General features: G+C 42.4%; 20 protein-coding genes and 1 pseudogene. 3 read left to right on the top strand and 18 right to left on the bottom strand.

What is annotated here, in order from left to right; genetic code table 11:
• Nucleotides 1-113 precede the first annotated feature (113 nt).
• Nucleotides 114-2,063: a monovalent cation:proton antiporter family protein gene (locus tag GUY17_RS13880; protein ID WP_162023495.1), complete on the bottom strand. Its 1,950-nt coding sequence runs from the start codon at nt 2,061-2,063 to the stop codon at nt 114-116.
• A 162-nt stretch (nt 2,064-2,225) separates the two neighbouring features.
• On the opposite strand from GUY17_RS13880, the gene GUY17_RS13885 reads away from it, so the two are divergent.
• The gene (locus GUY17_RS13885) at nt 2,226-3,107 is read left to right on the top strand and encodes a GGDEF domain-containing protein (RefSeq protein WP_101086648.1); all 882 of its coding nucleotides are present in this window, start codon (nt 2,226-2,228) and stop codon (nt 3,105-3,107) included.
• An 86-nt stretch (nt 3,108-3,193) separates the two neighbouring features.
• Here the strand turns inward: GUY17_RS13885 and GUY17_RS13890 are convergent, their stop codons facing one another.
• Nucleotides 3,194-4,645, bottom strand: a complete 1,452-nt coding sequence (locus GUY17_RS13890) for a RimK family protein (protein WP_162023496.1) — start codon at nt 4,643-4,645, stop codon at nt 3,194-3,196.
• Nucleotides 4,646-4,720: 75 nt separating this feature from the next.
• Between GUY17_RS13890 and GUY17_RS13895 the strand changes: the two genes are divergently transcribed.
• Nucleotides 4,721-5,815 carry a GNAT family N-acetyltransferase/peptidase C39 family protein gene (locus GUY17_RS13895; protein ID WP_162023497.1) on the top strand — a complete coding sequence of 365 codons (1,095 nt, stop codon included), beginning with the start codon at nt 4,721-4,723 and terminating at the stop codon, nt 5,813-5,815.
• Between the two features lie 139 nt (nt 5,816-5,954).
• Here GUY17_RS13895 and GUY17_RS13900 read toward each other — a convergent pair whose 3' ends face one another.
• The 6 genes and pseudogenes from GUY17_RS13900 to GUY17_RS13925 form a co-directional block, all read right to left on the bottom strand.
• Nucleotides 5,955-6,224 carry a hypothetical protein gene (locus GUY17_RS13900; protein WP_162023498.1) on the bottom strand — a complete coding sequence of 90 codons (270 nt, stop codon included), beginning with the start codon at nt 6,222-6,224 and terminating at the stop codon, nt 5,955-5,957.
• A gap of 212 nt (nt 6,225-6,436) precedes the next feature.
• Nucleotides 6,437-7,744 carry a P-loop NTPase fold protein gene (locus tag GUY17_RS13905; RefSeq protein ID WP_162023499.1) on the bottom strand — a complete coding sequence of 436 codons (1,308 nt, stop codon included), beginning with the start codon at nt 7,742-7,744 and terminating at the stop codon, nt 6,437-6,439.
• 216 nt (nt 7,745-7,960) lie between these two features.
• Nucleotides 7,961-8,365: a hypothetical protein gene (locus GUY17_RS13910; RefSeq protein ID WP_162023500.1), complete on the bottom strand. Its 405-nt coding sequence runs from the start codon at nt 8,363-8,365 to the stop codon at nt 7,961-7,963.
• A 418-nt stretch (nt 8,366-8,783) separates the two neighbouring features.
• Nucleotides 8,784-9,059 (bottom strand): annotated as a pseudogene (locus tag GUY17_RS13915) (transposase); the annotation flags it as partial.
• A gap of 168 nt (nt 9,060-9,227) precedes the next feature.
• The gene (locus GUY17_RS13920) at nt 9,228-9,440 is read right to left on the bottom strand and encodes a hypothetical protein (protein ID WP_162023501.1); all 213 of its coding nucleotides are present in this window, start codon (nt 9,438-9,440) and stop codon (nt 9,228-9,230) included.
• Between the two features lie 789 nt (nt 9,441-10,229).
• Entirely contained in the window at nt 10,230-11,819 is a 1,590-nt protein-coding gene (locus GUY17_RS13925) for a M28 family metallopeptidase (RefSeq protein WP_162024369.1), read from the bottom strand.
• A 321-nt stretch (nt 11,820-12,140) separates the two neighbouring features.
• On the opposite strand from GUY17_RS13925, the gene GUY17_RS13930 reads away from it, so the two are divergent.
• Nucleotides 12,141-12,479 (top strand): hypothetical protein, encoded by a 339-nt coding sequence (locus tag GUY17_RS13930; RefSeq protein WP_162023502.1) that lies wholly within the window; start codon nt 12,141-12,143, stop codon nt 12,477-12,479.
• 268 nt (nt 12,480-12,747) lie between these two features.
• Here the strand turns inward: GUY17_RS13930 and tilS are convergent, their stop codons facing one another.
• From tilS to rseP, 10 genes are all read right to left on the bottom strand, one after another.
• Nucleotides 12,748-14,214: a tRNA lysidine(34) synthetase TilS gene (gene tilS / locus GUY17_RS13935; protein ID WP_162023503.1), complete on the bottom strand. Its 1,467-nt coding sequence runs from the start codon at nt 14,212-14,214 to the stop codon at nt 12,748-12,750.
• A gap of 9 nt (nt 14,215-14,223) precedes the next feature.
• Entirely contained in the window at nt 14,224-17,700 is a 3,477-nt protein-coding gene (gene dnaE / locus GUY17_RS13940) for a DNA polymerase III subunit alpha (protein WP_162023504.1), read from the bottom strand.
• A gap of 110 nt (nt 17,701-17,810) precedes the next feature.
• Complete coding sequence (gene rnhB / locus GUY17_RS13945; protein WP_162023505.1) at nt 17,811-18,449, bottom strand: ribonuclease HII; 639 nt, start codon at nt 18,447-18,449, stop codon at nt 17,811-17,813.
• 20 nt (nt 18,450-18,469) lie between these two features.
• Nucleotides 18,470-19,618 (bottom strand): lipid-A-disaccharide synthase, encoded by a 1,149-nt coding sequence (gene lpxB, locus GUY17_RS13950; RefSeq protein WP_101086638.1) that lies wholly within the window; start codon nt 19,616-19,618, stop codon nt 18,470-18,472.
• Nucleotides 19,619-19,627: 9 nt separating this feature from the next.
• A complete protein-coding gene (lpxA, locus tag GUY17_RS13955) occupies nt 19,628-20,398 on the bottom strand; it encodes an acyl-ACP--UDP-N-acetylglucosamine O-acyltransferase (RefSeq protein ID WP_101086637.1) in 771 nt (256 codons plus the stop codon).
• The gene (gene fabZ, locus GUY17_RS13960) at nt 20,395-20,856 is read right to left on the bottom strand and encodes a 3-hydroxyacyl-ACP dehydratase FabZ (protein ID WP_011636755.1); all 462 of its coding nucleotides are present in this window, start codon (nt 20,854-20,856) and stop codon (nt 20,395-20,397) included. Before fabZ ends, lpxA begins: the two co-directional genes overlap by 4 nt.
• 31 nt (nt 20,857-20,887) lie before the next feature.
• A complete protein-coding gene (gene lpxD / locus GUY17_RS13965) occupies nt 20,888-21,913 on the bottom strand; it encodes a UDP-3-O-(3-hydroxymyristoyl)glucosamine N-acyltransferase (RefSeq protein ID WP_162023506.1) in 1,026 nt (341 codons plus the stop codon).
• A gap of 5 nt (nt 21,914-21,918) precedes the next feature.
• A complete protein-coding gene (locus GUY17_RS13970; protein WP_011636753.1) occupies nt 21,919-22,416 on the bottom strand; it encodes an OmpH family outer membrane protein in 498 nt (165 codons plus the stop codon).
• A gap of 65 nt (nt 22,417-22,481) precedes the next feature.
• Entirely contained in the window at nt 22,482-24,965 is a 2,484-nt protein-coding gene (gene bamA, locus GUY17_RS13975; RefSeq protein WP_101086635.1) for an outer membrane protein assembly factor BamA, read from the bottom strand.
• Between the two features lie 31 nt (nt 24,966-24,996).
• Nucleotides 24,997-26,367: a sigma E protease regulator RseP gene (rseP, locus tag GUY17_RS13980; RefSeq protein ID WP_101086634.1), complete on the bottom strand. Its 1,371-nt coding sequence runs from the start codon at nt 26,365-26,367 to the stop codon at nt 24,997-24,999.
• Nucleotides 26,368-26,370 lie beyond the last annotated feature (3 nt).

Genomic DNA, 26,370 nt, shown 5'->3' on the forward strand with positions numbered 1-26,370 from the left:
CAAAGTTAATATTGGATGCAAAATAAATAAAATAAATAAAATAAATAAAATACAATAAAAAAGCACCATCACTTTTCAGCATGGTGCTTGGTAGCAATAATATGAAGCTATATTTAACCTTGCAGTAAATACTCTTCAGCTTTCTCAATACTGCGCGGTTTACCCACCAGCATTAAAATATCGTTACGCCTTAATATCCACTCAGGGGGTGGATCGATCTCCTCGCCTTTACGCCGCACCGCTCTAAGCTCAACATCCAAAGCTTGCCATGGAATATCGGCAACGGTTTTACCCACCGCACTAGCACCTGAAGCCAGTGACACTGCATGGAGTAAATCTAAGGTAAAATCAGTTTCTGTACCGGAAAAGAAACCGTGTAGATATTGATAATGATTACGCCGTTCAGATTCCAAGCGTTTAATAATCCGCGCTAAGGGGACGCCACATTTAAACAACACTTGCGACACCAGCATTAAGCTGCCCTCAAGTGATTCAGGGATAACTTGGGTCGCCCCCGCTTCTTTAAGCTCATGTAGATTCGCATCATCGCGAGTGCGCACCAATATTTTTACATCGGGAGCCAGTTTACGCGCCACGGCTAAACACTCTTCAGATTGCCTTGGTTCGCAAAATGTCACCACCACTAAGCTCGCTTGACGAATGCCCATCTTCTTCAATAGCGCCATTCTGCAAGCATCACCAAAATGAATATTTTCGCCTGCGGCTCTCGCTTCTGTCACTCTGGTGGGATCTAAATCAAGCACCATATAAGGCACCGCTTCTGTTTTCAAAAAGCGTGCAATCGTTTGCCCTACGCGACCGTAACCTAAAATCAGTACCACATCACTTTCGTCAGAATGAGGCAATACAATTTCTATCGGTTCATTTTTAGGTGGCAGCTTATTGCCGCTAACCTTTTTGGCAATATCAACACTGTGGCGGATCAGCCAAGGCGCCATTGACATAGATATCACCGCCACGGCGACTAACACAGTGCTTACTTCGGTATCGAGTAATTGATAATTTACTGCTAATGCCAGTAACACAAAACTAAACTCACCGACTTGACCTAAACTGATTGCGGTACTGAGTGATACCTTAGTATTTTCACCCACAAGTTTGAGCAAACCGTGCACGATTAATATTTTGGTGAGCACTACACCTGCCAAAATCAATAATACTTGCCACCAATATTGCATCACTAAATCGAAATTCAGTAGCATGCCGATGGAAATAAAAAACAAACCCATTAATAAATCACGAAATGGCCTTATGTCAGCCTCTAACTGGCGTCGATACTGGCTTTCGCCAAGTAACATCCCAGCAATAAATGCCCCTAACGCCATCGATAATCCAAGCCATTGAGTAAACGCGCCCGTCACTAAAGCAACAACTAAGGTAGATAATACAAATAATTCATTTGAACGTGAGCGAGCTACTTCGTCAAAAATACGTGGCAATATCCATTTACCAAATGACATTAATCCTAAAAAGGCCAAAATACCGGTGAGTAATCCCCACGCGATACTATTGAAGCTCATTTCAGCACCGCCTTTGGCTAATAGCGGCATTAAAATCAATAGCGGCACCACCGCTAAATCTTGAAATAACAATACACTGACCGACAGCTCGCCGTGTCTGCGCCTTAACCAGTTTTGTTCATTAAGCAGCTTTAACACTATGGCCGTTGACGACAGCGCAATAGCCGAACCAATCACCACCGCAGCCACTAAGTTTTGCCCAACCAACATAGCAATGCCGCCAGCCACAAAGGCTGTTACCAACATTTGGGCGCTACCCAGGCCAAAAACAGTTCGGCGCATTGCCCACAACCTCGGTACCGAAAACTCAAGTCCTAGGGTAAACATCAGTAGCACTACGCCTAACTCAGCCACAGATTGCATTTGTAATTGGGTAAACCAATGAAAACCGCTGGGGCCGCTAACAACCCCGGTGAGTAAATAAGCTAAAATGGCCGGTAAGCCGAGTCGACGTAACAATGCAATAGCCACAATAGCAATCACAAGCATCAACAAAATATGGATAAAAATACTGTGTTCCATTGTGGCTTTGGCTCCTTGTCAAAAAACTGTCGAAAGGGAAATAAAACGTTTTGTTAGCACTACAGTAAAACAACAACCAATTAATAACTATAGAAAATTTTTCATAGGCACGATTATTGCTAACAATATGGTAATTAGTTGTAACGTACTGGAACCAATATTATGGATTTTTCAATAGCGACAGAATTATATCCTGAAGATTACTGGTACCGTTCAGACGCTTACTTGAATATGGAACCCGAACTGGACCTTATTCAAGTGATTCAACAACTACATGGAAGTTTAGATCCTCGGACAGTTTTTGCCTGCTTCGGCAAGATCCTAGGACAACATTTGCCGATTAAAGGACTACAATTGAACCTAGACAAACAAAAGTTTGTTTGGGGACGTCACTACGGTATTGAACTGCAACGTACTATTAACGATAACCAAGATACGTTTATCATAACCTATCAGTTGTCTGTAGCACTTAGTTCGGCGCAAAAACACACTTTAGAGCAACTTGAAGGCATATTAATTCAACCGTTGAATAATGCGTTGAAGTATCAAAATATGTCTAATCAAGCCATGTTTGATGCACTAACCCAATTAGGTAATCGTTATTATTACCGCCAGGCAATCGACATCGCATTAGCACGAGCTAATCGCCAGCAAGGCCAAGTGTCTTTAATTGTATTAGATTTAGATAAATTTAAACAACTTAACGATGCGCATGGCCATAAAGTCGGTGATTTTGTATTAGTAGGCTTTGCCGCATTAATTAATGAAGCCATTCGTAATACAGACCAAGCCTTTAGAATTGGCGGTGATGAGTTTGTGATCGTTACCCAAGGGGATGCCCAGGCCGCTGCAATAGTATGCCAACGTATCATTGATATGATGCCAAAACATTCTGAGCTCACCGAATATAACATTCAGTGCAGTTTAGGTATTGCGGAGTCCAAACCGCAGCAACAAGCAGAAAATATATATGAGCGTGCCGATAAAGCCATGTATTCCGCGAAAGCTGCCGGACGTAACTGCTACCGAATTTGCGCTAATTAGCACAACCTTATACTTATGTAGTAACAACTAATTAATAAAAAAGACCTTAACAGGTCTTTTTTTATTGGTTGATTATTGTATGGTAATTACATACCGCGAAGCTGAATACGCCTTAAAAACTCAGTCATCACTCGGTCATAGACTAAATCACCTAAAAACAAATCCTCAACGCCATGGTCGATACTCGGATTGTCATTGACTTCAATCACATAAGCCTTACCGTCGATTTCTTTTAAGTCGACGCCATACAAGCCAGCACCAATTAAATTAGACGCTTTAACCGCTGCATCGACAATATTTTGTGGCACCATCTTCAAATCGATACAGTCAAAATCACCACTGCTAACACGACCACTTTGATGATGTTGGTAAATCTGCCAATGACCACGACTCATAAAGTAACGACAGGCATAAATAGGTTGGCGATTTAGCACGCCGATACGCCAGTCATAATCGGTTGGCATAAACGCCTGCGTTAAAATTAGCGCACTGTGCTCAAAGATTATCGCTGCTTGTTCAAGTAAAGTTTCACGGTCTTTAACTTTAACCACCCCGAGCGAAAATGCGCCGTCGGGTACTTTAAGTACAATTGGTAACCCTATGGTGTTAATAACATTATCGGCCCAGTTTTTATCTGAGGCTTTAAAGATTAAACTCTTGGGTACGGGCACTTTATGCTTGTTTAATAGTTCGGTTAAAAACACCTTATTAGTGCACTTCATAATGGATTCAGGATCATCCATTACCACTAGCCCAAGTTGCTCAGCCGCTTTAGCAAACCGATAAGTAAAGTTGCTGATATTAGTGGTTGAGCGAATAAACAAACCATCAAATTCACTTAACCGAGCCAGATCATGAGAACCAATTTGGACTAAATCCATGCCAATACGATTAGCCGACTTAGTAAATAACTTTAACGCGGCTTTATCTGATGGCGGCATTTTCTCATGCTCATCCACCAGCATGGCAATTTCGTAACGATAACGTTTCGACGGTTTCGGTAAACGCCATACTTTTTGTGAAAACACTTCAAGATACTTGGCAAATAAATCTTGTTCAGGCTCGGTTAAATCTTGAAACGCAGCAGGCTCAATGGTGTTAACTTGCCATTTACCTGACATTTTTAACAAATTCACCTGCAATACAGGCACAGTAAAGCGTTCAAATATTTTACGCGCAAGCTTGTCTAGCAACGGATTATCACAATAGCCAAAATACAGCTTCATGCTGATTTCATTCACCGTCTCTGGCAGCTTATCTAAGCCTGATTGCGGCAAACTAAAAAAACGGTCCTGAGATAAATCATTAATGGTCATTACCCGAGGGATCACGCGATGCCCACGGGCTTCCGCCATTAACGAGCAGTAATAACCTGTGCTTAAATAGTCATAACTACGACACAAGTTAATCACTTGCATGGCGCTTTGATCTGCAAATGCACCCATTTCTAAATAATCATGAACCGTGACCATATGGTCACTGGGCAAATAGGGACGCCAATCATTAACATCGTCGGTGACAATTAAAAAATGAGCCATAAATATCTGTTGCCTCTTGTGCGGTTTAGCGCGTAAATTAAGCCACTATCATGTTTTGCCAACTCGAGCCGACTCATGCTTATTCGTCAAGCGACCCCCAGCGATTTACCGCAACTAAACCACATCGAAAACAATGCATTTAGTGGCGATAAAATCAGTTCTCGGCAGATGAAACGCTTTCTCAATTCACCTCTGGACAGCTTATTAGTGGCCGAAATAGACGGCACACTTGCAGGCTATGCTCTGGTGCTATTTCATCGAGGCACTCGGCTAGCTAGGCTTTACTCTATTGCCGTTGCAAGCGAATTTAGAGGTCGCAACATTGCCTTCGAACTGGTCACACAATGTGAGCACACAGTAGTCGAACGTGGTTTCATTACATTACGCCTAGAAGTGCGAAACGACAATATCGCTGCCAAAAATCTTTATTTAAAAATGGGTTATAAAGTCCTAAAAACCTTAGTGCATTATTATGACGACTTGGCTGATGGCGTGCGCATGCACAAACGCCTAGACCCACCAGGGCCAAGCAAAGTCATCAAGATGCCTTTGTATGTACAAACCACCCCATTTACCTGTGGCGCGGCCTGCTTAATGATGGCCATGAGTGCGGTAAAGCCGCAATATAATCCAAGTCGAGTTGATGAGCTGAGCATCTGGCGCGAAGCCACCACTATTTTTATGACCAGCGGCCACGGCGGTTGCAGTGTTCATGGCTTAGCCTTAGCAGCGATTAAGCGTGGCTTACAAATTGAAATGTACAGCCAATCAACCTCGGTTCCTTTTATTGATAGCGTCCGTGACAGCAATAAAAAAGCCGTCATCACCATTGTGCATGACGATTTTTGCCAACAGCTGATTTCGCAAGGTGTTGAGATACACAACGCGGCACCTACACTGGTTCAAATTAAACATTGGATTGACAGCGGTTATGCCGTTTTGCTGATGATAAGTACTTATCGCTTTAATGGCGAGAAAGGCCCACATTGGGTGGTATTAAGCGGTTACAACGAGCAGTTCATGTTTATTCACGACCCATTTGTTGAAGCACAAAAAGATGCGATTAACGCGGCGTATGTGCCGATTAGTCAGTCAGAGCTGGCGCAAGTGATGCAGTATGGGAAGCAGAAACAGGTTTCTTGTTTAGTGGTTAAATCATCTTTGGCTTAAGATGGTTAAGCTTTTTATGGCCAGCAGCCACAACTGGCTTTTCAAACTGCGTTTGAATTGAGATCGCAAGGTTGCACCTTGATCAGGTCAAATTTACTGTCGTTCTGGTAGTGCTGTTGAACTGGAATCCAGCATTATTTCACGTCATTCCGGTAATGCTGTGGAGCCGGAATTCAGCTGTTTTTTGTTGTTTGAGCTTATGGCCTGCGGCCACTAACGTCGTGGCGCTTCGCCCACACCAGATTAACATCGCAAGGTTCCACCCTGCACGGGCCAAAAGGGGATCAACAGCAATCCCCTCTTGGATCACCCTTGCCGTTCCGGCAACATTTTCGCTTTTTAACCAAACAACAGCAGCGAAAAAATTGCGACGGAAATTAACCCAGCTTCTGACCTCGTATTTAGCCATCTTCGGCCTTACTCGAAAATGCTAACACTTCCGATGGTACATCCTGTACCGCGAAAGCTAAGCTCACATCCATGTGAGCTTCACGCTATTTTCTTCAACGGCCTCAAGTTCAGAGTTGAATTTGGACATTTTCAAGCAAACAAAACACGTTTTAAACAAAAGTGGGTTAGAAATTATCTTTTTATAAAAATTTACCCTGACCCAATCAAATTTTATATTTTATCCACCGACTCGGCTTCCGTTGGTAGTTTAAATATAGAAACGATAGCGCATGCTTCCTCAAGACCTTTAACGTAATAAACATTAGATGCATTTTGTACAAGAGAGTCGCTGTAATATTGCTTAAAAAAATCGTACATCCATTTATTGCTATCAACAGATAATGAATTGAAGCTACCTTTTTTAATGATCTCGAATTGCTTACGATTCTTTATCTTAATCATGGCGGCAGGTAAGAAGAATTTGAATAACTCTCTCCCCTTACTTTGGGGTAGAGATGCAAAACAGAAACTTACATAACTGAAAGCTCGCTCAATTTCACGTCCATTCATTTTTAGGTGCTTATCAGAACACAAAGAGATAAACATTTCCTGTAACATATTTAATTGAAGTTCATCGCTAGATAGCGGGATATTAAATTCACTAATAAAGTTATTGAATAGAAGTTCATATGAGTTTTTTTGGTACTCATTATCTAAAGTTGGTAAATTTGCTTCAATATGAATAAATTTTTCTAAGTATTTAAGGGAGTCTTCAGTATCAACACCATAAACATTAGATATAATTCTGGATAGTTGTGTCTTATTGTAAGAAATAACAAAAATTACATTTTTAGCGTGGAAAAGGTGTTTGATTTTTTCTAAAACTTCAACCGCAAAATCTGGTCTACAGCGGTCAAGTTCATCAACGAAAAATACAACTTTTTCGTTCTCAGCGCATACACCTTCAAGTGCTTTCACGTAATATTGAATGCTATCTTTAGAATTCTCATAAGCCTCAAATTTTTTGTTTATATCAAGTTCAAGAGTACCAAATGCAGCAGAATTAAATGCATTACCAGCGAATTTTTCAAGATCGGAACTGTCTACCATTCCAGCAGTCAAAGACTTAACAGCTAAATTTGTTCCTAGTTTAACAAGTTCCATCGCTGTCTTTTTGGTGACACTTTTTAAATGTTCAATTTGTTTTGTATTTTTTGTTTTTAGCCCATTTTTCTGGAAATGATTTTCTACTTCATAGGATATTGTGGCTCCTATTGACAAAAAAGTGTCGCTTGAAAAATCATTCGAAAATGCATCATAATAAATTGGAATCAATTTATCTGAACATTTTAAATCATGAATTAACTGATGGATGAATGATGTTTTTCCTTCTCCCCAAGTGGCATCAATTGCTAGAACAAATCCACCATCAGTATTAGTAAAGATATTTTTAAGATTTACCGCAAACTCTTCGCGTCCAAAAATATAGCGACTATTATCATTAATTCTTGTCGCATGTTGATTTATTGCTAGTTTCATGAGTCCCTCAGAAAATATAACGAGGCTGTAGAATAACTCTAACAGCCAAATTCAATTACAAAACGAACTTCTTAAATCCAGTGATTAATCATGCCACCCATTTTTATGCTTTTGACTAGCCACGATATTCCTTAAGACATGACACGCCGTGATTTGGGGCCGAAGTGAAACGCTAGCGAAACGGAGGTCCCTGCCGAAGGCGACTACACCACCTTGTTATGGCTTAGTGACAGTTATATAGAGTGCTACGCAAGAAACCAACAAAGCTAGCCCAGCTATTAAAGTATTTATTCCAGGGTTTACATTAAAGAACTCAACAAACTTATCAATTTTACCAAGTTTTGCGTGCCTAACTGCAGCTTCAGTTAAACAATAGCTAATCTTGTCAACTTTCCTGATATAGCCTCTTTGGGACAGTTCATCTAATATCAGTTCAAGCCTTTGGTGATCTTCTAGCCCCTCGCCAAACTCAAAAAATATGTTAAGGAGTGTGTAATCTTCAGCAATAGAAGTAGGAGTGATTATCCAGTCAGGGAGCCTCGCTATCGAATCCCCGTAAGTCGATTTATATCGACGAAATAGATTTTTCACAAACTTATCGATAATTCTTTGATCAATCATTGCACGTTCTCTGGGCTATAACGTATTAGCGAGAATTCCGATAAACATCCTGAGAAGCCCACCAAAATTTAATTTGAATATAATTTTTATTGATATTTATTAGTAATTTATCAGCTTATATTAGCTAAATCAACTCATTAGCGTTTGGAGAAAACCGAGAATTTAGATAACCGAGAATAATGATTAATCATGCCATCCATTTTTATGATAATTAACATAACTGCTTTTAAGTTTAATTGCGATAACCTTCTGCTCTATTCAAATATATAAATTGAATGGCAATTATTAACAAACTGAGCGCTAGATGGAAAATGGTGAGCAAGGCGGCAAATTCAACACAGCACTAGTGGCTTGATTGATATCAAGCTGGCAATCAGGTGATTGATTTAGTGTTAGTTCTAGCTTTAGAGATTAAGCCTTAACCACACAACCTGCTCTGCCAGTTTGATGCGCCTTGTCGTCGCTTTCGCTCTAAATGTTCATAATATTCCGTTAATGCTGGTAAAGCCCCTACAGCTCCCTTGAATAATGAACCAAACTCAGTAGTAATTTTTAGCCAGTTGTCAGCAGAAATATTGAGTCTATTGAGAATATCTTGGCTAGTTGAGCTAATTGCACCGCGTTTATCTTCTCGAATAATTCGCCCGGTATCTTCCACCAACACAATATAGTCTTTAACGCTGAACATCAGTCCAATTAGGGTGTTTTAACAACCAATATAGTTAGATGTTCATATTTTTATCTTGCATGCAATTAGTGTGATTCAACTCTGAACTTGAGGACGTTGAAGAAAATGACGTGAGCTGGCCATGGATGGCACCACTAAATTAGGACGCGGCTTCTCACTGCCTATCCTTATTAGTTATTTGTGTTTTGCACTCCACTTTCTATATGTGTGTTTTGTACCCCACTTTCCAGAAATAATCATGACATAAACACCAATTGTAATTATACCAAACATTAATCCTATGAAAGGCGATGAACTCCCAACGAATATAGACATACCAAGTGAAGTTCCAAAGCATAAGGTTACAGCACCAAGCGGCGCTCGATTTAGTTTATTGTTTAATTTCATTTTGGACTCCTCATCAGTGAATTTACTGAGAATAATCTTAAACACATAACGTTTTAGTATTTATGCGTTGCGCTGTTTGCAAGGCATAAATCGCTTGTTGGACTTGGCCGATGCCTAGTACAAATTAATTGGCATACTTCATGCTATAGGAATTTGCTTTTTTTGATGCTGGCTCTGGGCTACAGAGCAGTTTTGAGTTAATTGGTATTGAGTAGTGGGTAAGTTTTTCATTGAAATTCCTTTTCATCGTATCTTTCTATCATACATCTTTAAGCTTGGCTGATTCGATGAGGGTTATACACTCAATTGAAGCCTCTGTTGGCTCCGCGCAGTGGCTTAGTTCAATAGTTTACTGAGCGGTTCTACCGATAAATCCAACTGTTCAAGTTGTTGATTTATATCATCCTACACTTATTCTAAAACGTCCAGCATTCAATACATTGAGGCCGTTGAAGAAAATGACGTGAGCTGGCCATGGATGGCCCGCTAGCTTTCGAGGGGAAGGGACGCCCCATCGGAAGCGTTAGCATTTTCGAATAAGGCCGAAGAACACTAAGACGAAGTTAAAAGCTGGATCAATTTCCGTCGCGACCTTTTCGCTGTTTGAAAATGTTGCCGGAACGGCAGGGGTGATCCAAGAGGGGATTGCTGTTGATCCCCTCTTGGCCAGTGCAGGGTGGAACCTTGCGATCTTATTTTAAACGAAGTTTGAAAATACCATAGTGGCCGTAGGCCATATCTAATAAAAAAGGAGGCTTTCGCCTCCTCTCTTTATCCAACTAGCTAACACTACTTACCGTCTTCCGCTCTGCGTTTTTTAAAGTCTGAATCTTCAATCCATTTTGGCCAGTCGTTGTTGTTGGCTAGCTTTTCAATGATGTCGCTGATTAAGGCTAAGTCTTGCTCTACCCCGCCTAAATTCCAGCTGGCATCATAATCGTCTGCGCCTTGATGGTACTTATGGGCAATGTAGTCTGGGTCGGTGTCGCCTAAGCTCATGAACATTAACCCGGGGACGCCTTGTTGGGCTAAGGCAAAGTGGTCTGAACGGAACATTAAGCCATTTTGTGGACGAGGATCAGCCTTTACAGTGCGGCCTTGTGCTTTGGCGGCATCATCTAAATAGGTTTCAAGTTCTGATACGCCTTGGCCATAACGCAGGATGTAATTAACACCATTGCCTACATTCATGCCGTCTATGTTTAAAAACGATACCAGTTGTTTAGTCGGTACCGGAGGATTGGCAGCAAAGTATTGCGCGCCAATGAGTCCTGTTTCTTCTGCGGTAAATGCAGTAAACAGAATAGAGCGTTTAGGTGCTTTGTTTTGCGCTTTAAAATGACGCGCTAATTGCAATACACCAGCAACGCCAGAGGCATTGTCGACGGCGCCGTTTAAAATAACCGTTTTACCATCTTGCAAGGTTTTACCTAAATGATCCCAATGGGCATGCATGACTAACCATTCGTCGGCTTGGCTGGTACCTGGTATCAGCCCTGCTACGTTATATGAGGTGGCTAATTCAATGGTATTTTTTACTGCTAAATTGGCTTTGAGTTTAAGTGGTATAGACTTAAAACCCGCTTTTGCTGCGGTGAGTTTGACTTTATCAAAGTCTAAGCCTGCTGCTTGAAACACTTTTTGCGCGGTTTGGTGCTGGATCCAACCCATGACGCCAATGTGTGATTGATTATTTTGATCATCAACTAAGGTGTATTTAGTATTAGTGTTGCTGTTTTCAACGACGTTCCAGCCGTAGGCTGCTGGTGCAGTTTCGTGGACAATAAACACCGCTTTGGCGCCCTGCCTTGCAGCCTCCTCATACTTATAAGTCCAACGGCCATAATAGGTCATGGCATTGCCTTTAAAGATGGCAGGATCTTGAGTCGCAAAGCCTGGGTCATTGACCAGCATAATCACGGTTTTGCCTTTAACGTTAATGTTGGCGTAATCATTCCATTGATATTCTGGCGCATTAATACCATAACCAACAAACACTACATCGCTGTTATCTACATTCACTTGAGGCTGAACTTGTTCAGTACGTGCGGTGAAGTCAGTGCCGTTGTTAAACACTAAGTCGCCCATACTCAGCTGCATTGTTTGATCAGCAGTAATTTTAGCCATTGGCACAGCTTGACGATAACTGTCACCAAAACCTGGAGCGAGTCCCATTGCTTTGTAGGCGTTTTCTAAATACTCAACCGTCAGTTTTTCACCGTGAGATAACGGCCCACGGCCTTCAAATTCATCACTTGCTAAGGTTTGCACATTTTGACGATAGGTTTTTTGATCAAATTGAAATGGGGTAGCGTTTACGCTTGGCAGAAGCAGCACACCAAACACGGCTAATAAACGAAAGGTATTCACAGACAACATCCTCTGTTGAGTATTAAGAAAAACCATTGTAGCAACAAGATCGCCACATTGAAAAAAGGATTAGAGTAAACATTATTATTCGTAAAAGTTGGAAATAAAACTCTGCTCAGTTTCACATAATAATATTGAGTTAATTTTGCCTATATCAAAAATCAGTTGACATAATATGTCTTAGCAAACATAGTGAGACATATTATGTCAAAAGCTGTATATCAAAGATAATATGTCTGTAGGTAAGTTTGACATGGAATATGTGTACCGTTGTTATTTCGCACTACTCACTCTATCTCTTAACGCTAATTAATGTGAAAAGGAAAATACATGAAATTTATTATAGTGGCTTTAATCAGCTTTACACTTGGTGTTGTAGGTGCAGGTTTTGTTGCATTGAAGTTTTTCGCTTATGGCGGGCAAAGTGTTGCCGCGGCAGAGATCCAAATTTCGACAACGACATTACAATTGATTGAGTCAAACAAAATAGACTTAGCGGTTAAAAAACTTTGCTCTGTATTGCCGATAGCATTAAAAAATAAAACAGAAATGGATGCTTCATTTTTTGCAACTGAATTTAATTACGGTCAAACAGGATCTGGAGAACATATTGAAAGTCAGGCGGAGAAATTGCTCCAGCCAGAAAGGATCTGTCAAGCCGTCAATTAACAGGAAAGCTAAACATCTGTGGCCTAACTGAAACAATTTACTACTACCTATTTTAGATAGTAACTTAGTGCAGTGTTAGGCTTTACTGCTATGCCTTCATCACCCTAAACCTAACGCTTTTATCGCATATAGCAGTGAAGCTTTCTAGCACTTAGTCATGGGCATTATCGGCTGTAGCTTGTTATCGCTTTAAGCTGTTTTTATCGCTTGTTACCATTTTGACCGACGGTTACCGCTTGTTATCGTCTTGACCTGCCGTAATCACTTTTCATCGTGCGTCAAAAAGCGGTATACAAATCCCTTGCTCACCGGTTTGGGCAAGGTAGCGTTTGTCGACCCATAAACCAACGGCGGCGACTAAGGTGTCACCATAAAAAATTAACGGAATTTGTGGTCGACGCCATGGCGGGATATTGCATTCTTGCCACAATTTCTTTAATTCGCGCGGTTTTTGCCGTTGTGATGTAGCAAATTGTGGCTGGCATTTAATTGAACCTGCCGCGCCAAAACGTATGCTCACGGCGGTATTATTGGGTAAAGCAAGTAGCGGCGTATTGTCCGCAGCAATTTGCAGACCCAGCGGGTATTGCTTGTGAGCAACGCGGCACACTATCTGTTGCAGCTCGCCTTTAAGCAGTTGCTCAAATTGTTGTTGCACTGCACTTGCATCAATAAGGTCGAGCTCTTTATGGCTAACAGCATAAGCGATACCAGCAAAGCGTTTAACCTGATAATCGCCCCACTGAATCGACATATTCGCGTCGTCTTTAGCCGCTAACAGTTGTGACAGGATCTGCTGTAATTGCGCTTGCGAAGGTAAACTAACGCCACAATGAATTAAATAACCGCGAAACAGTAATGCTTGCCAAGCGGCACTCAATTGACCAAACCCGGTGAGTTTAAACCCGGTTGATTCGGTCATTAATGCATTTGTATCGCCGGGCACTATTAACCACTCGGGTAAGCGATGACTCACTTCGTCGTCAATAACCTGTTGTTGCTCGGCACATAATGCGGCGCTACGCCCTGCGGTAATCGCAATACTTGGCCAGCGCTGTTTTAATCTTGGAATGATATCGAGGCGTAAAAAATTTCTATCAAAGCTGTCGTCTTGGTTACTTTCATCTTCGATATGGGATAGTTGTTTTTGCGCCGCAAATTGCTCAATTTGATCGCGGCTGATATCTAATAATGGTCTAACTAACCAAGCTTGTTTGTAAGCTTGTACCGCCCCCATTGCCGCTAAGCCTTTTGGGCCTTGGCCACGTTTTAACGCGAGTAATAAGGTTTCAAGTTGATCATCTTGATGATGTGCAGTAAGTAAAATATCACCGGGATTAAGATAACGGTCAAATGCTTGGTAACGAGCATCACGGGCTTGCGCCTCTAAACTCTGCCGAGGACCCTTTTCAACCTTAACTCGTTCAATCTGCACTGGAAGCTGATAATGATTAGCTCGAGTGATACAGTGCTGTACCCAAGTGTTAGCATTGACACTAAGTCCATGATGAACATGAATAAGCAGGCAAGCAATATGCGGATGCTTGTGTGCCAAGGCACTTAATCCACATGCGAGCACTTCTGAGTCAACGCCACCACTGTAAGCCAGTACTAACTTAGGCGATGATTCACCTTTAACTACACTCATTTGATAAAGGGGTAATATCGCTTGTTCGATCAAACTTAGCAGTTGTGGTGCACTTATTTGCTCTGTTAACGAAGACTTTTCAATCATGATGCGCGCCTAATTAAACACGATTTTGACGTTAGTTGAACCAAGCATGCTTTCGAGGGCTAACATTAACTCATCACTAGGATTAACTCGCCACTCTTCACCTAACACGATTTTGCCGCTGGCTTGTTGTTTGGTGTAGTTAATCACCACAGGCACAGCGCCCTTACGCCACGGTGTTAATGTTTGCTCAAAGGTTTGTAACCACTCTGGCGTGACATCATCGCCATGAACATTGATTTCAACCGCTTTGGCAAAGTGACTGCGCGCTTCGCCAATTTCAATGATATTACGGGCGTTCATGCGATTGCCGCCAGAGAAATCATCAAAGCTGACATCACCTTCACAAATAAGAATGCGATCTTTTTCGAGCATGTGGCCAAACTTTTCAAACGGTTCGGTAAATAGCATTACTTCTAAACGGGCACTTTTATCATCTAATGTGACTAAGCCCATTTTAGAGCCACGCTTAGTGATCATCACCCGTGTTGCCACCACTAGACCAGCTGCTTTTACGGTTTTACCGCGCTCGGTTGGGTGAATGTCTTTTAAGCGGCCATTAGTGTATTGCTTCAGTTCTTTTAAATACTGATTAATAGGGTGACCAGTAAGGTAAAGTCCTAATGTTTCGCGCTCACCTTCCAACCAGATTTTGTCTGGCCACGGAGTACAATGGACAAAGTTTTGCTTACTGTCTTCAGGTTCACTATTGAGTAAACCAAACATGTCATTTTGGCCAGTCGCTTCTGCTTTAGCATGTTGCGCCGCGGCACTAATCGCTTGAGGCAAGGTCGCCATCATTGATGCTCGATGCGGGCCTAATGTGTCTAAGGCGCCTGCAAGGATAAGCTTTTCAATTACTCGCTTATTGAGTTTTTTCAAATCAATTCGAGCACAAAAATCGAACAGGTCGGTAAACGGTCCATTTTTACGGGCTGTTAAAATAGAATCTACCGGGCCTTCACCCACGCCTTTAATCGCGCCGATACCATAAACAATATTAAGGTCGTCATCGACAGTAAACTTGAATAAGCCTTTGTTGACATCGGGCGGAATTAGCGGCAAGCCCATGCGTTCACATTCGTCAACCAAAGTGACGATTTTGTCGGTGTTGTCCATGTCGGCAGACATTACCGCGGCCATAAATTGCGATGGGAAATGGGTTTTTAACCACAAGGTTTGATACGACACCAGTGCATAAGCGGCAGAATGCGATTTGTTAAAACCGTAACCGGCGAACTTTTCCACTAAGTCGAAGATCTTCATCGACAAGTCGCCGTCGACGCCGTTATTAATCGCCCCTTCTTTAAACGTGCCGCGCTGCTTGGCCATTTCTTCAGGTTTTTTCTTACCCATTGCACGACGGAGCATATCCGCGCCGCCTAGGGTGTAACCCGACAATACCTGAGCAATCTGCATCACCTGCTCTTGGTACAAAATGATGCCGTAGGTCGGTGACAATAACTCTCTTAGTGACTCATGCTGATATTCAGCATCTGGGTATGACACTTCTTCACGGCCGTGCTTACGTTCAATAAAGTTGTCAACCATGCCTGATTGCAAAGGACCTGGGCGGAAAAGAGCCACGAGTGCAATCATGTCTTCAAAACAGTCGGGCTGCAGACGTTTAATCAGGTCTTTCATACCGCGAGATTCCAGCTGGAATACCGCGGTTGTTTCGTAGCGTTGCAGTAATCTAAAACAGGCAGGATCGGCAAGCGGAATGGCTTCGATACTAACGGGTTCTTTACCTTCTTTAATCAGGCGCGGATTAATCATCTGCAATGCCCAATCAATAATGGTTAAGGTACGTAAGCCCAAGAAATCGAACTTAACCAGACCAGCAGTTTCAACGTCATTTTTATCAAATTGTGTTACTGGGTTTAAGCCTTCGGCATCGCAATATAGCGGTGCAAAATCGGTAATTCGAGTCGGTGCGATAACCACACCACCGGCATGCTTACCCGCGTTACGTGTTACGCCTTCTAAGCGGCGACACATATCGATAAGCTCTTTAACGTCTTCATCGCCGTCATAGGCTTCAGGAAGCGCGGGTTCAACTTCAAAGGCTTTCGCCAATGTCATCCCTGGTTCTGCGGGGATTAATTTAGTTAACCGTTCAACAAAGCCGTAAGGATGACCTAATACGCGGCCAACATCGCGCACAACGGCTTTGGCCGCCATAGTACCAAAGGTAATAATCTGTGATACCGCTTCTCGGCCGTATAACTCGGCAACGTGATCAATGACTTCGTCGCGTCGGTCCATACAAAAGTCGACGTCGAAATCGGGCATGGATACACGTTCAGGGTTCAAGAAACGTTCGAACAGTAAATCGTATTCTAGTGGATCTAAGTCGGTAATTTTAAGCGCGTATGCGACTAACGATCCAGCACCAGAACCACGGCCGGGACCAACTGGAATGCCGTTGTCTTTGCCCCACTGAATAAACTCCATCACGATAAGGAAGTAACCAGGGAAACCCATCTGGTTAATGACTTTCAGTTCAATCTCGAGGCGTTCGTCATATTCGACACGTTTTTCAACGCGAACTTGTGGATCTGGAAATAAAAATTCGAGACGTTCTTCTAAGCCTTTAACGGACACGTTAACCAAGAAATCTTCAATGGATAAGTCGCCAGTAGGGAAATTAGGCAAAAAGTATTCATTTAGGCGAATGGTGACATTACAGCGTTTCGCAATTTCAACGCTGTTTTGAATTGCTGACGGAATATCGGCAAATAATGCAATCATTTCATCTTCGGTGCGCAGATATTGTTGATCGCTATAGGTTTTAGGGCGACGAGGATCGACTAAGGTAAAACCATCATGAATAGCCACCCGGATTTCATGTGCTTCAAAGTCATCTTGTTTTAAAAACACCACTTGGTTAGTGGCAACTACAGGTAAACCTTTGGTTGATGCTAGCTCAACCGCCATGTGTAAATAGCGTTCTTCATGGGCACGACCAGTGCGGATAAGCTCGAGGTAATAGCGATCTTCAAAGTGTTGTTGATAAAAGGCAATCAGCGACTCTACTTGGTTTTGATTACCTTTTAATAATGCCTTACCGACGTCGCCATCTTTGGCACCTGAGATAATGATCAAGCCACTGTTATATTTGACTAACCAATCTTGGTCGATCACCACTCGGTTATCGACATGACCACGAAGATAAGCTTCACTGATCAGTTGGGTCAGATTTTGGTAACCTTCATTGTTCATCGCAATAATGGTTAAGGCGCAAAATTCTTTTTCAAAACCAGGTGTTTGCACCCAAAAATCTGCGCCAATGATCGGTTTTATCCCCGCACCATTACAAGCACCATAAAACTTAACCAAACCACAAAAGTTGTTTTGATCAGTTAACGCTATTGCTGCCATCCCCTGATTCTCAGCAGCAGCAATAATAGGTTTAACTTTAGCAACGCCATCTGACATTGAATAATCACTGTGGACGCGCAAATGAACAAAACGAGGATCGGACATAGAATATTTTTTCTTCGAAAAAGATGAATGAAACAACACGAAAATGCGGGATTTAGACTACCAAACTACGCGATGTTATCCAACGATAAACTAGCTTAATTTGGCTATTATCAAAATGTATCCTGAAGCAATATACGTTCAGCGACAGGTTTAAAACTTCTACGATGCTCAGGTAATACGCCATACAACGCTAACGCTTCAAAGTGCGCTTTGGTTGGGTACCCTTTATGCTTAGCAAAGCCATACTGCGGGTGCAGATTGTCTAACGCGTCCATCTCGGCATCACGAGTGACTTTGGCAATAATGGATGCCGCACTAATAGCAGCCACTAAACCGTCGCCTTTAATTATCGCATGACTGGCAATACCAAAATCCGGTACCCGATTACCATCAACCAGCACTCGTTCAGGTAAAATGGATAACCCGGCTACTGCGCGTTGCATGGCCAACATGGTGGCATGCAAAATATTCAGCTCATCGATTTCAGCAGGGCTGGCACGGCCAATACTGACACTTAGCGCATTATCCATAATCTGTTGATATAAGGAATTACGACGTTTCTCGCTAAGCTTCTTAGAATCATTAAGGCCAACAATCGGTTTATTTGGGTCTAATATCACCGCGGCAGTGACCACATCGCCAACCAATGGACCACGTCCGACTTCGTCAACACCAGCAACAAGCCCTTGTGAAATAATGGCTACTTGTTCAGGGGTAATATCTTTTATCACAACCGATAATGTCGACATATTAGCTTATCCTAGTCAGGTTACGGCGCTGGTAATAATGCTACTACAGCATCTGCAGCTCGCTCGCTGGCATTACACTTTAGCAATTGATGTAATTCTTCAAAGCGGGTATTTAGCGGTGCAAAATCTTGATTAAGCTGGTTGATTATCGCATCGGCAATTAACTGTGGTTGGCAATTAGCTTGCATCAGTTCTGGCACGATGGTGTCGTTTGCGAGTAAATTAGGCAACGAATAATTTTTGATTTTCATCATTTTAATCGCGATGGCGTATGTAATTGGGCTAACCCGATACGACACAACCATAGGACGTTTAACCAGCATGGCCTCTAATGTCGCGGTGCCAGATGCTAATAAAATACAATCTGCAGCAGCCATGACTTCGCGAGATTGACCTTCAACAATAGTGACTTCTAGATCGGGAGCAAACTCCTCCAGTGCAGCAAGAAACTGTTGTCGACGAGCATCATTAACCACTGGGGTGACAAATTTGATGTCTGGAAAGGTTTGCTTAACTAACTGAGCAGCTTTTATAAATGGTTCAGCTAATTGCTTTAGCTCTCCGCCTCTGGACCCTGGCAATACTGCCAAGTATTCAGCATTAGGATCTAATCCTAATAACTGCCGAGCAGCCAGCTTATCACTGTGCATCGGAATATCGTCCGCAAGAGTGTGCCCCACAAAGGTACAAGGTACTTGATGTTGGTCGTAAAACGCTTTCTCAAACGGCAATAACGACAACACCATATTAGTGGCTTTAGCAATTTTAAATATACGTTTTGGACGCCAAGCCCATACTGACGGGCTGACATAATGGACTGTTTTAATCCCTTTGGCTTTTAATTTAAGCTCTACGCCAATATTAAAATCGGGCGCATCAATACCAATAAAACAGTCTGGCGCTAATTCAGTAATTTGTTTCACGAGACTAGAACGAATATGAAGCAGTCGAGGTAAATGTGATAACACTTCGACTAAGCCCATGATCGACAGTTCTTCCATTGGGAATAAACTCTCAAACCCTAGAGCTTGCATTCGAGGGCCACCAATGCCAATAAAGCGCGCATCAGGGTAGCGTTTTTTGAGTGAATTAACTAAACCGGCACCTAAAATATCGCCGGAGATTTCTCCGGCGACAATGGCGAATACTTTTGAAGGAGAGTTGGTCATCGTTTCCGTCTATCGAATAATGCCACGAGCAGAGTGGTTGATAAATTCCATAAATGCTTTCACATTGATGTCTTTTTCAGCGGCCTCGATTAATTCAGCGTTAGCTTCTTCAATGGTTAAACTCTTACGGAAAACCGCTTTATACGCACTCAAGATTGCTCGTTGGTTTTCTTTGGTAAAACCACGGCGTTTTAAACCTTCTAAGTTTAATCCACGCGGTACTGCAGGAGAACCAGCAGCCATCACAAATGGGGGAACATCTTGCAAAATAAGTGAAGCACCCGCGGTAAAGGCATGCGCGCCAATATGTACAAACTGATGCACACCAGTCATGCCGCCCAAAATAACCCAATCGCCAACATGTACATGACCCGCAATTGAAGCATTATTGGCCATAATAACGTTATCACCGACAAAACAGTCGTGGGCAATATGAACATACGCCATAAACAGACAGTTAGAACCGATGCGAGTTTCACCTTTATCTTGGGTCGTACCACGGTGAATGGTAACCGACTCACGAATGATGTTATTGTCGCCGATAATTAAGCGAGTTTGTTCGCCTGCGTACTTTTTATCTTGACACTCTTCACCAACTGAAGAGAATTGAAAAATACGATTACCTTTACCGATAACCGTTGGACCTTTAACCACAACATGAGAACTTATCCATGTGTCGTCGCCGATTTCAACGTTTTCACCAATGTAGGTCCAAGGACCAATAGTGACGTTATTACCAATTTTGGCTGTTGGGTGAACAAACGCTAATTTATCTATCACTTCTTAATCTCTCTACGTGCACACATGATTTCAGCAGAACAAACCAGTTCACCATCAACCAAGGCTTCACCAACAAACACACCAATACCGCGACGCTCTTTAATCATTTTAACGTGAAAATGTATTTGGTCGCCTGGCTCAACAACACGTTTGAAACGTGCTTTATCAATACCAGCAAAATAATACAGTACCTCTGGAGACGGCTCTGTACTCATGGTTTTAAATGCAAGTAAACCCGTTGCTTGTGCCATGGCTTCTAAAATGAGCACGCCAGGCATCACAGGCTGTATCGGAAAATGTCCCTGAAAAAAAGGCTCATTTATGGTGACATTTTTAATCGCATGTAAGTGCTCACCTACAGTAAAGTCCAATACACGATCGATCAACAAAAATGGATATCTATGAGGCAGATATTTAAGTATCTCTTTAATATCCATGGTGTTTAATTGGTTTGACACACTACATTCCTTAAATAAGGCAGAATTACAATTATTCTGTGCCCTTAGCACTTTTCTCGAGGGTTTTCACTCGGCTAAATAATTCATCTAATTGACGGAAACGAACAGTGTTTCGACGCCATAATTTATTTTCCATTGCGATGGTAGCAGACGAATACACACCTTTTTCACGGATAATGCTGGTCACGTTTGTTCCGCCTGATATGTGTACACCATCAGCGACACTCAGGTGTCCAGCAACAGCACTACCGCCACCGAGGATACAATATTTACCAATGGTAGAACTGCCGGCAATAATAGAGCCGCCAGCCATTGCAGTATTTTGGCCGATAATGACATTATGAGCAATTTGAACTTGGTTGTCGATAATCACGCCATCGTGGATCTCGGTATGCGACAACGCACCACGGTCAATGGAAGTACATGCGCCAATTTCGACATGATTGCCAATCCGAACGCCGCCGGTTTGTGGAATTTTAATCCAGTTACCGCGCTCATTGGCATAACCAAAACCATCAGAGCCAATAACAGTCCCTGAATGGACGATGCAATGATGGCCAATATGGACATTATGATAAACGCTCACGTTCGCCCAAAGACGCGTGTTTGAACCAATAATACTGGTTTCACCCACCACACAACCTGGACCAATCTGAACATTTTCACCCAAAATAACATTGGCACCTATCACTGCATTTGCACCAATAGCCACACCGTCACCTAAAATGGCTGATGCATCTATTTGAGCCGAAGGATGAATACCAGGCGTTTCTTTTGGGGTGGTATCAAGTAATTGCGCTACTCGAGCAAACCCTACGTAAGGATCGCTAACAATCAGGGCGTTACCATGATAACCACTTGCTTCTTTTTCGCTCAGCAATACCGCACTAGCTTGAGTTGCCTCAAGCTGAGCACGGTACTTACTATTGGCTAAAAAAGAGAGTTGGCCTTTAGTTGCACTTTCAAGGGTAGCGACACTGGTTATTTCCAGCGTGGCGTCGCCTTTAATCGTTGCCCCTAATAGTTGGCTAAGCTCTTTTAAAGTCACTTTTTGCATACTTATTATTTGCCTTTGCTTAAGGCTTCTACCACTTTGCTGCTGATATCAGCTTCTGGCTTAACAAAAATAACTGCGCCACGTTGTAGCACCATGTCGTATTTTTCTTTACCAGCAATGGTATTAATCGCTTTTTGAACTTGAACTAATAGTTTGTTTTGCTCTTCACCTTGACGACGACGCATGTCTTCATCTAATGCTTTGCCTTTCAACTGGAATTCAGACTTTAATGATTCCATTTTACGTACTAATTCAGTCTTTTGTGAATCGCTCATTAAGGCGCCGTCACGTTGTTGTTTCTCAACCAAAGAACGCATTTCTTCTTGCATTTTTTGGACTTCAGCAACACGGTCACCAAACTCAGCTTTTAATGATTTAGAAATTTGTTCGCGCTGTGGCAACTGCTCGAACACTTCACCCATATCAACCACAGCGAGTTTTTCCGCTTGGGCTAGCATAGGGGTAGCAAACAATGCCAATGTAATTAATGCGCGATTTACCATCTTTTTCAAAGTAGACTCCTTGTTAAACTTGTTGTTATCAGCAAAACCTGCCGAGTGTATTTGTTTTAGAACGTTTTGCCAATATTGAATGAGAAAATCTCTGTCTCGTCATCTTCATATTCTTTCAGTGGCCAAGCTAAACTGAATACCATAGGTCCCATTGGCGATAACCACTGCACGCTCATACCCCATGAGGCACGTAAGCGTTCTGGATCGCTATAGTCTTCTAACTTAGAGAACTGATCCGCTGGTAAAGTCCGATATGAGTCATAATCAAACTCAGTATCCCATACGTTACCCGCATCAACGAAGAAACTGGTTCGCACTGAGTTAGTGTAAGCTTCATCAAGGAATGGTGTCGGAACAATCATTTCAAAGCTTGCTGTTGCAATGGCGTTACCACCAATTGAACGGCCAGAACTCACCTGAATGGTATTTGGGTCACCAGGTAAACTACAACCATCACCAGAAACATCAGGCGCACATTGCTCACTACCACGGTATAAATAGAACGAACGTGGGCCTACTGAGTTAGACTTAAAGCCACGTAACGAACTACTACCACCAGAATAATAGTTTTCCCAGAACGGTAAGATTTGATCGTTGTCGTTAAACTGACCATAACCGTTTGAATAACCTAAACGGGCGCGAGCCAATAATACAAACCCATGCTGAGGTGTCAGAGGGAAGTAGAAGTTGGTATCGAAATCCGTTTTAAAGTACTGTAAGTCAGAACCTGGCACGGTCATTTTACCGCTTAAACGTTGCGATGAACCATCTGTCGGGAACGTACCACGGTTAAGTGTGCTGCGGTACCAACCGGCATTCAATTCAAAGTTATCAAAACTTAAGTCTGAATTAGGATCATCAGTTTCACGATACACATTATAGAAACGCAACGCTTGTTCATAAGCAGAGATTTCTGAAATAGTATTATGACGATAACCAATACCACCGTTCAAACGGTTAGATTCGTTAATCGGGAATCCTGAATTTAATGCTACACCATAAGATTTATTCTTATAGCGCTCAAGGTTAGCCTCGTTGGCATCAAATTCGTTCCAGTAAACGCTACCACCTAAACTGACACCATCCTTAGTAAAGTATGGGTCGGTATAAGACAAGTTGGCACTTTTAGAATATTTGTTAGTGTTGACGCTAAAACCAGCTTGGTTACCAGTACCAAGGAAGTTATTTTGCTCAACGCCAAACTGCAAACTCACACCTGATTCAGTACCATAACCGACACCTGCGTTGAACGAACCTGACGGTTGCTCTTTCACAGTCACTGCGACATCAACTAAATCGTCACTGCCCGGTACTTGAATGGTTTCTGCATCAACAGTTTCGAAATAACCTAAACGGTTAAGACGTAGTTTAGACTGTTCAATTTGAGCAGAATTCAACCACGCACCTTCCATTTGGCGTAATTCGCGGCGCATTACCTCATCTTTGGTAACCGTGTTACCAGTGAAGTTAATTGAGCGAACATACACGCGCTTACCCGGCTTAACATTGATGTTGAGTACCACTTCTTTGGTTTCATCATCAATTTCAGGATAGGTTTTAACTTCAGGATAAGCATAACCAAAGCGGCCAAGGTATTTGCTGTACATTTCTTCGGTGAATGTCACGTCGGCACCGTTGTACATGTTACCCGCTTTAATTGGTAAAATAGATCTCATTAACTCTTCGCGACCCATTAGGTCACCAATTAAGTTAACTTCTTTCACCTTGTACTTTTCACCTTCATTCACGTTAATAGTGATGTACAAACCTTTACGGTCTGGTGTCATCGCAACTTGCGTTGAAGTCACTTCAAAACGAATATAGCCTTGATTATGATAATAAGTTTTAATGGTTTCTAAGTCAGCTTGTAGCTTTTGCTTTTGGTAGCGACGTTCACCAAATAAATCCCACCATGCCACATAGTCTTTAAGCTCAAGCATACTGATGAGCTCAGAGTCTGAGAACACAGTATTACCTACTACGTTGATTTGACGGATTTCAGCCGCTAAACCTTCGGTAAACTTAAATTTAAGCTCAACACGGTTACGCGGCAAGTTGATGATTTGCGCTTCAACTTTGGCACCGTATTTACCCACACCGTAATAGAAATCTTGCAGGCCTTTTTCAATACCAGACAACATTGTTCTATCAAGTGATTCGCCAGCTTTAACACCAGAACCGTCAAGGCTTTCTTGTAACTGCTCGTCTTTGATATCTTTATTACCGTCAAACGAGATAATACTGATAGTTGGACGTTCTTTAACCGTTACATAGAGTATACCGTCTTCATGACTGACACTGATGTTTTCAAAATTGGTTGAACCGTAAAGGCTCTTAATCGCTTGCTGTAATTTAACTTCATCTACCGTGTCACCTACTTTCACAGGTAAACTCAATAGTGCTGCACCGAGAGCAACTCGTTGCAAACCTTCTACTTGGATGTCGGTCACTTCAAAAGGTTGGAAAGACTCTGCCCAACCATTCCCTGAAAAAGACGCGCCGACGAATAACATCGAGGCAAAAATTTTATTAAATCTCATAGAGCACTTCTAATTATTAGTCTGTCCTTGCTCAGAGTCGGGCAAAATCGTTGAATAAGGCTACGCCCATCAACATTAGCAGCAAAGCTGCGCCAAACCTGAATCCTATTTCCTGTACCTTTTCGGGTACAGGCTTACCAGTAATCACTTCTATAAAGTAATACAGCAAGTGTCCCCCATCGAGCACTGGCAGAGGCATTAAATTAATAATGCCTAAGTTAACGCTGATGAGCGCGATAAACCCTAGAAAGTACACTAAACCGTAACTTGCACTGGCGCCTGCGCCTTGTGCAATCGAAATAGGACCACTAAGGTTTTTCACCGACACATCGCCGGTAAATAATTTTCCAATCATCTTAAAGCTGACGACAACGAGTTGCCATGTTTTATCAGCTGCAGCGATAACAGAATCTACTATGCCATACTCAAGCTCAAAGCGCATATTATCAGGCCACTGAGCTTGGGTTGGGCTAATTCCGACAATTCCGATAGTTTTACCATCAGAATTTTGTTGTGCTTTTGGCACAACATCAACATTGATTTGTTCGCCTTGACGTATCAATGTCATATTAATATTTTTGTTAGCAGAGCTTTGTACCACATCAACAAACGCATTCCAATCGCTGTATTGAGTGCCATTGATATTGACGAGTTTATCGCCAATCTTAATGCCCGCTTGCTCTGCCGCACTGTCTTTACTCACTGCCGCAATCGTTGGATCTATCCCTGGGCGAAATATCCCTAAACCGAGCGCGGTAATCGGCGACTCTTTTTCTGGATCGAAAACCCAATTTCGCGTATCGAGTTTGACGGTGCGAACGGGCATATCCATGCCCGACAACGCTGGTAATGGTGCTAGGGATAACTCAATACTGTCATCACCAATATGACCCACTAAGGCTAAATTAACTTCTTCCCAAGTACGTACTGGCTGTCCTGATACCGCTATAATCTGTTGTGGTTCAACCAACTGAATAACACTGGCAGGGCTATTTAACTTAGTACTGTCTATTACCGGCTTAATCGACGGAGTACCAATAAGGTACATGACATATAACGCTACAATTGCAAAAATAAAGTTAGCTATCGGGCCGGCTGATACAATCGCAATACGTTGCCATACTGTTTTACGGTTAAAGGCCTGGTCAAGTAAATGCTCCGGCACATCTTCAACGCGCTCATCAAGCATTTTGACATAGCCACCTAGTGGGATCATAGCGACGACATATTCAGTGCCATCTTTACCCACTTTACGCCAAATCGCTTTGCCAAATCCGATAGAGAAACGCTCGACTTTAACACCGCAACGACGGGCAACCCAAAAGTGGCCATACTCATGAGCGGTAATTAAAATACCCAACGCGACGATAAAAGAACCTAAGCTCCAAAAAAAATCTATCATTAT

The sequence above is a fragment of the Shewanella sp. Arc9-LZ genome (assembly GCF_010092445.1).
Lineage (GTDB): Bacteria > Pseudomonadota > Gammaproteobacteria > Enterobacterales > Shewanellaceae > Shewanella.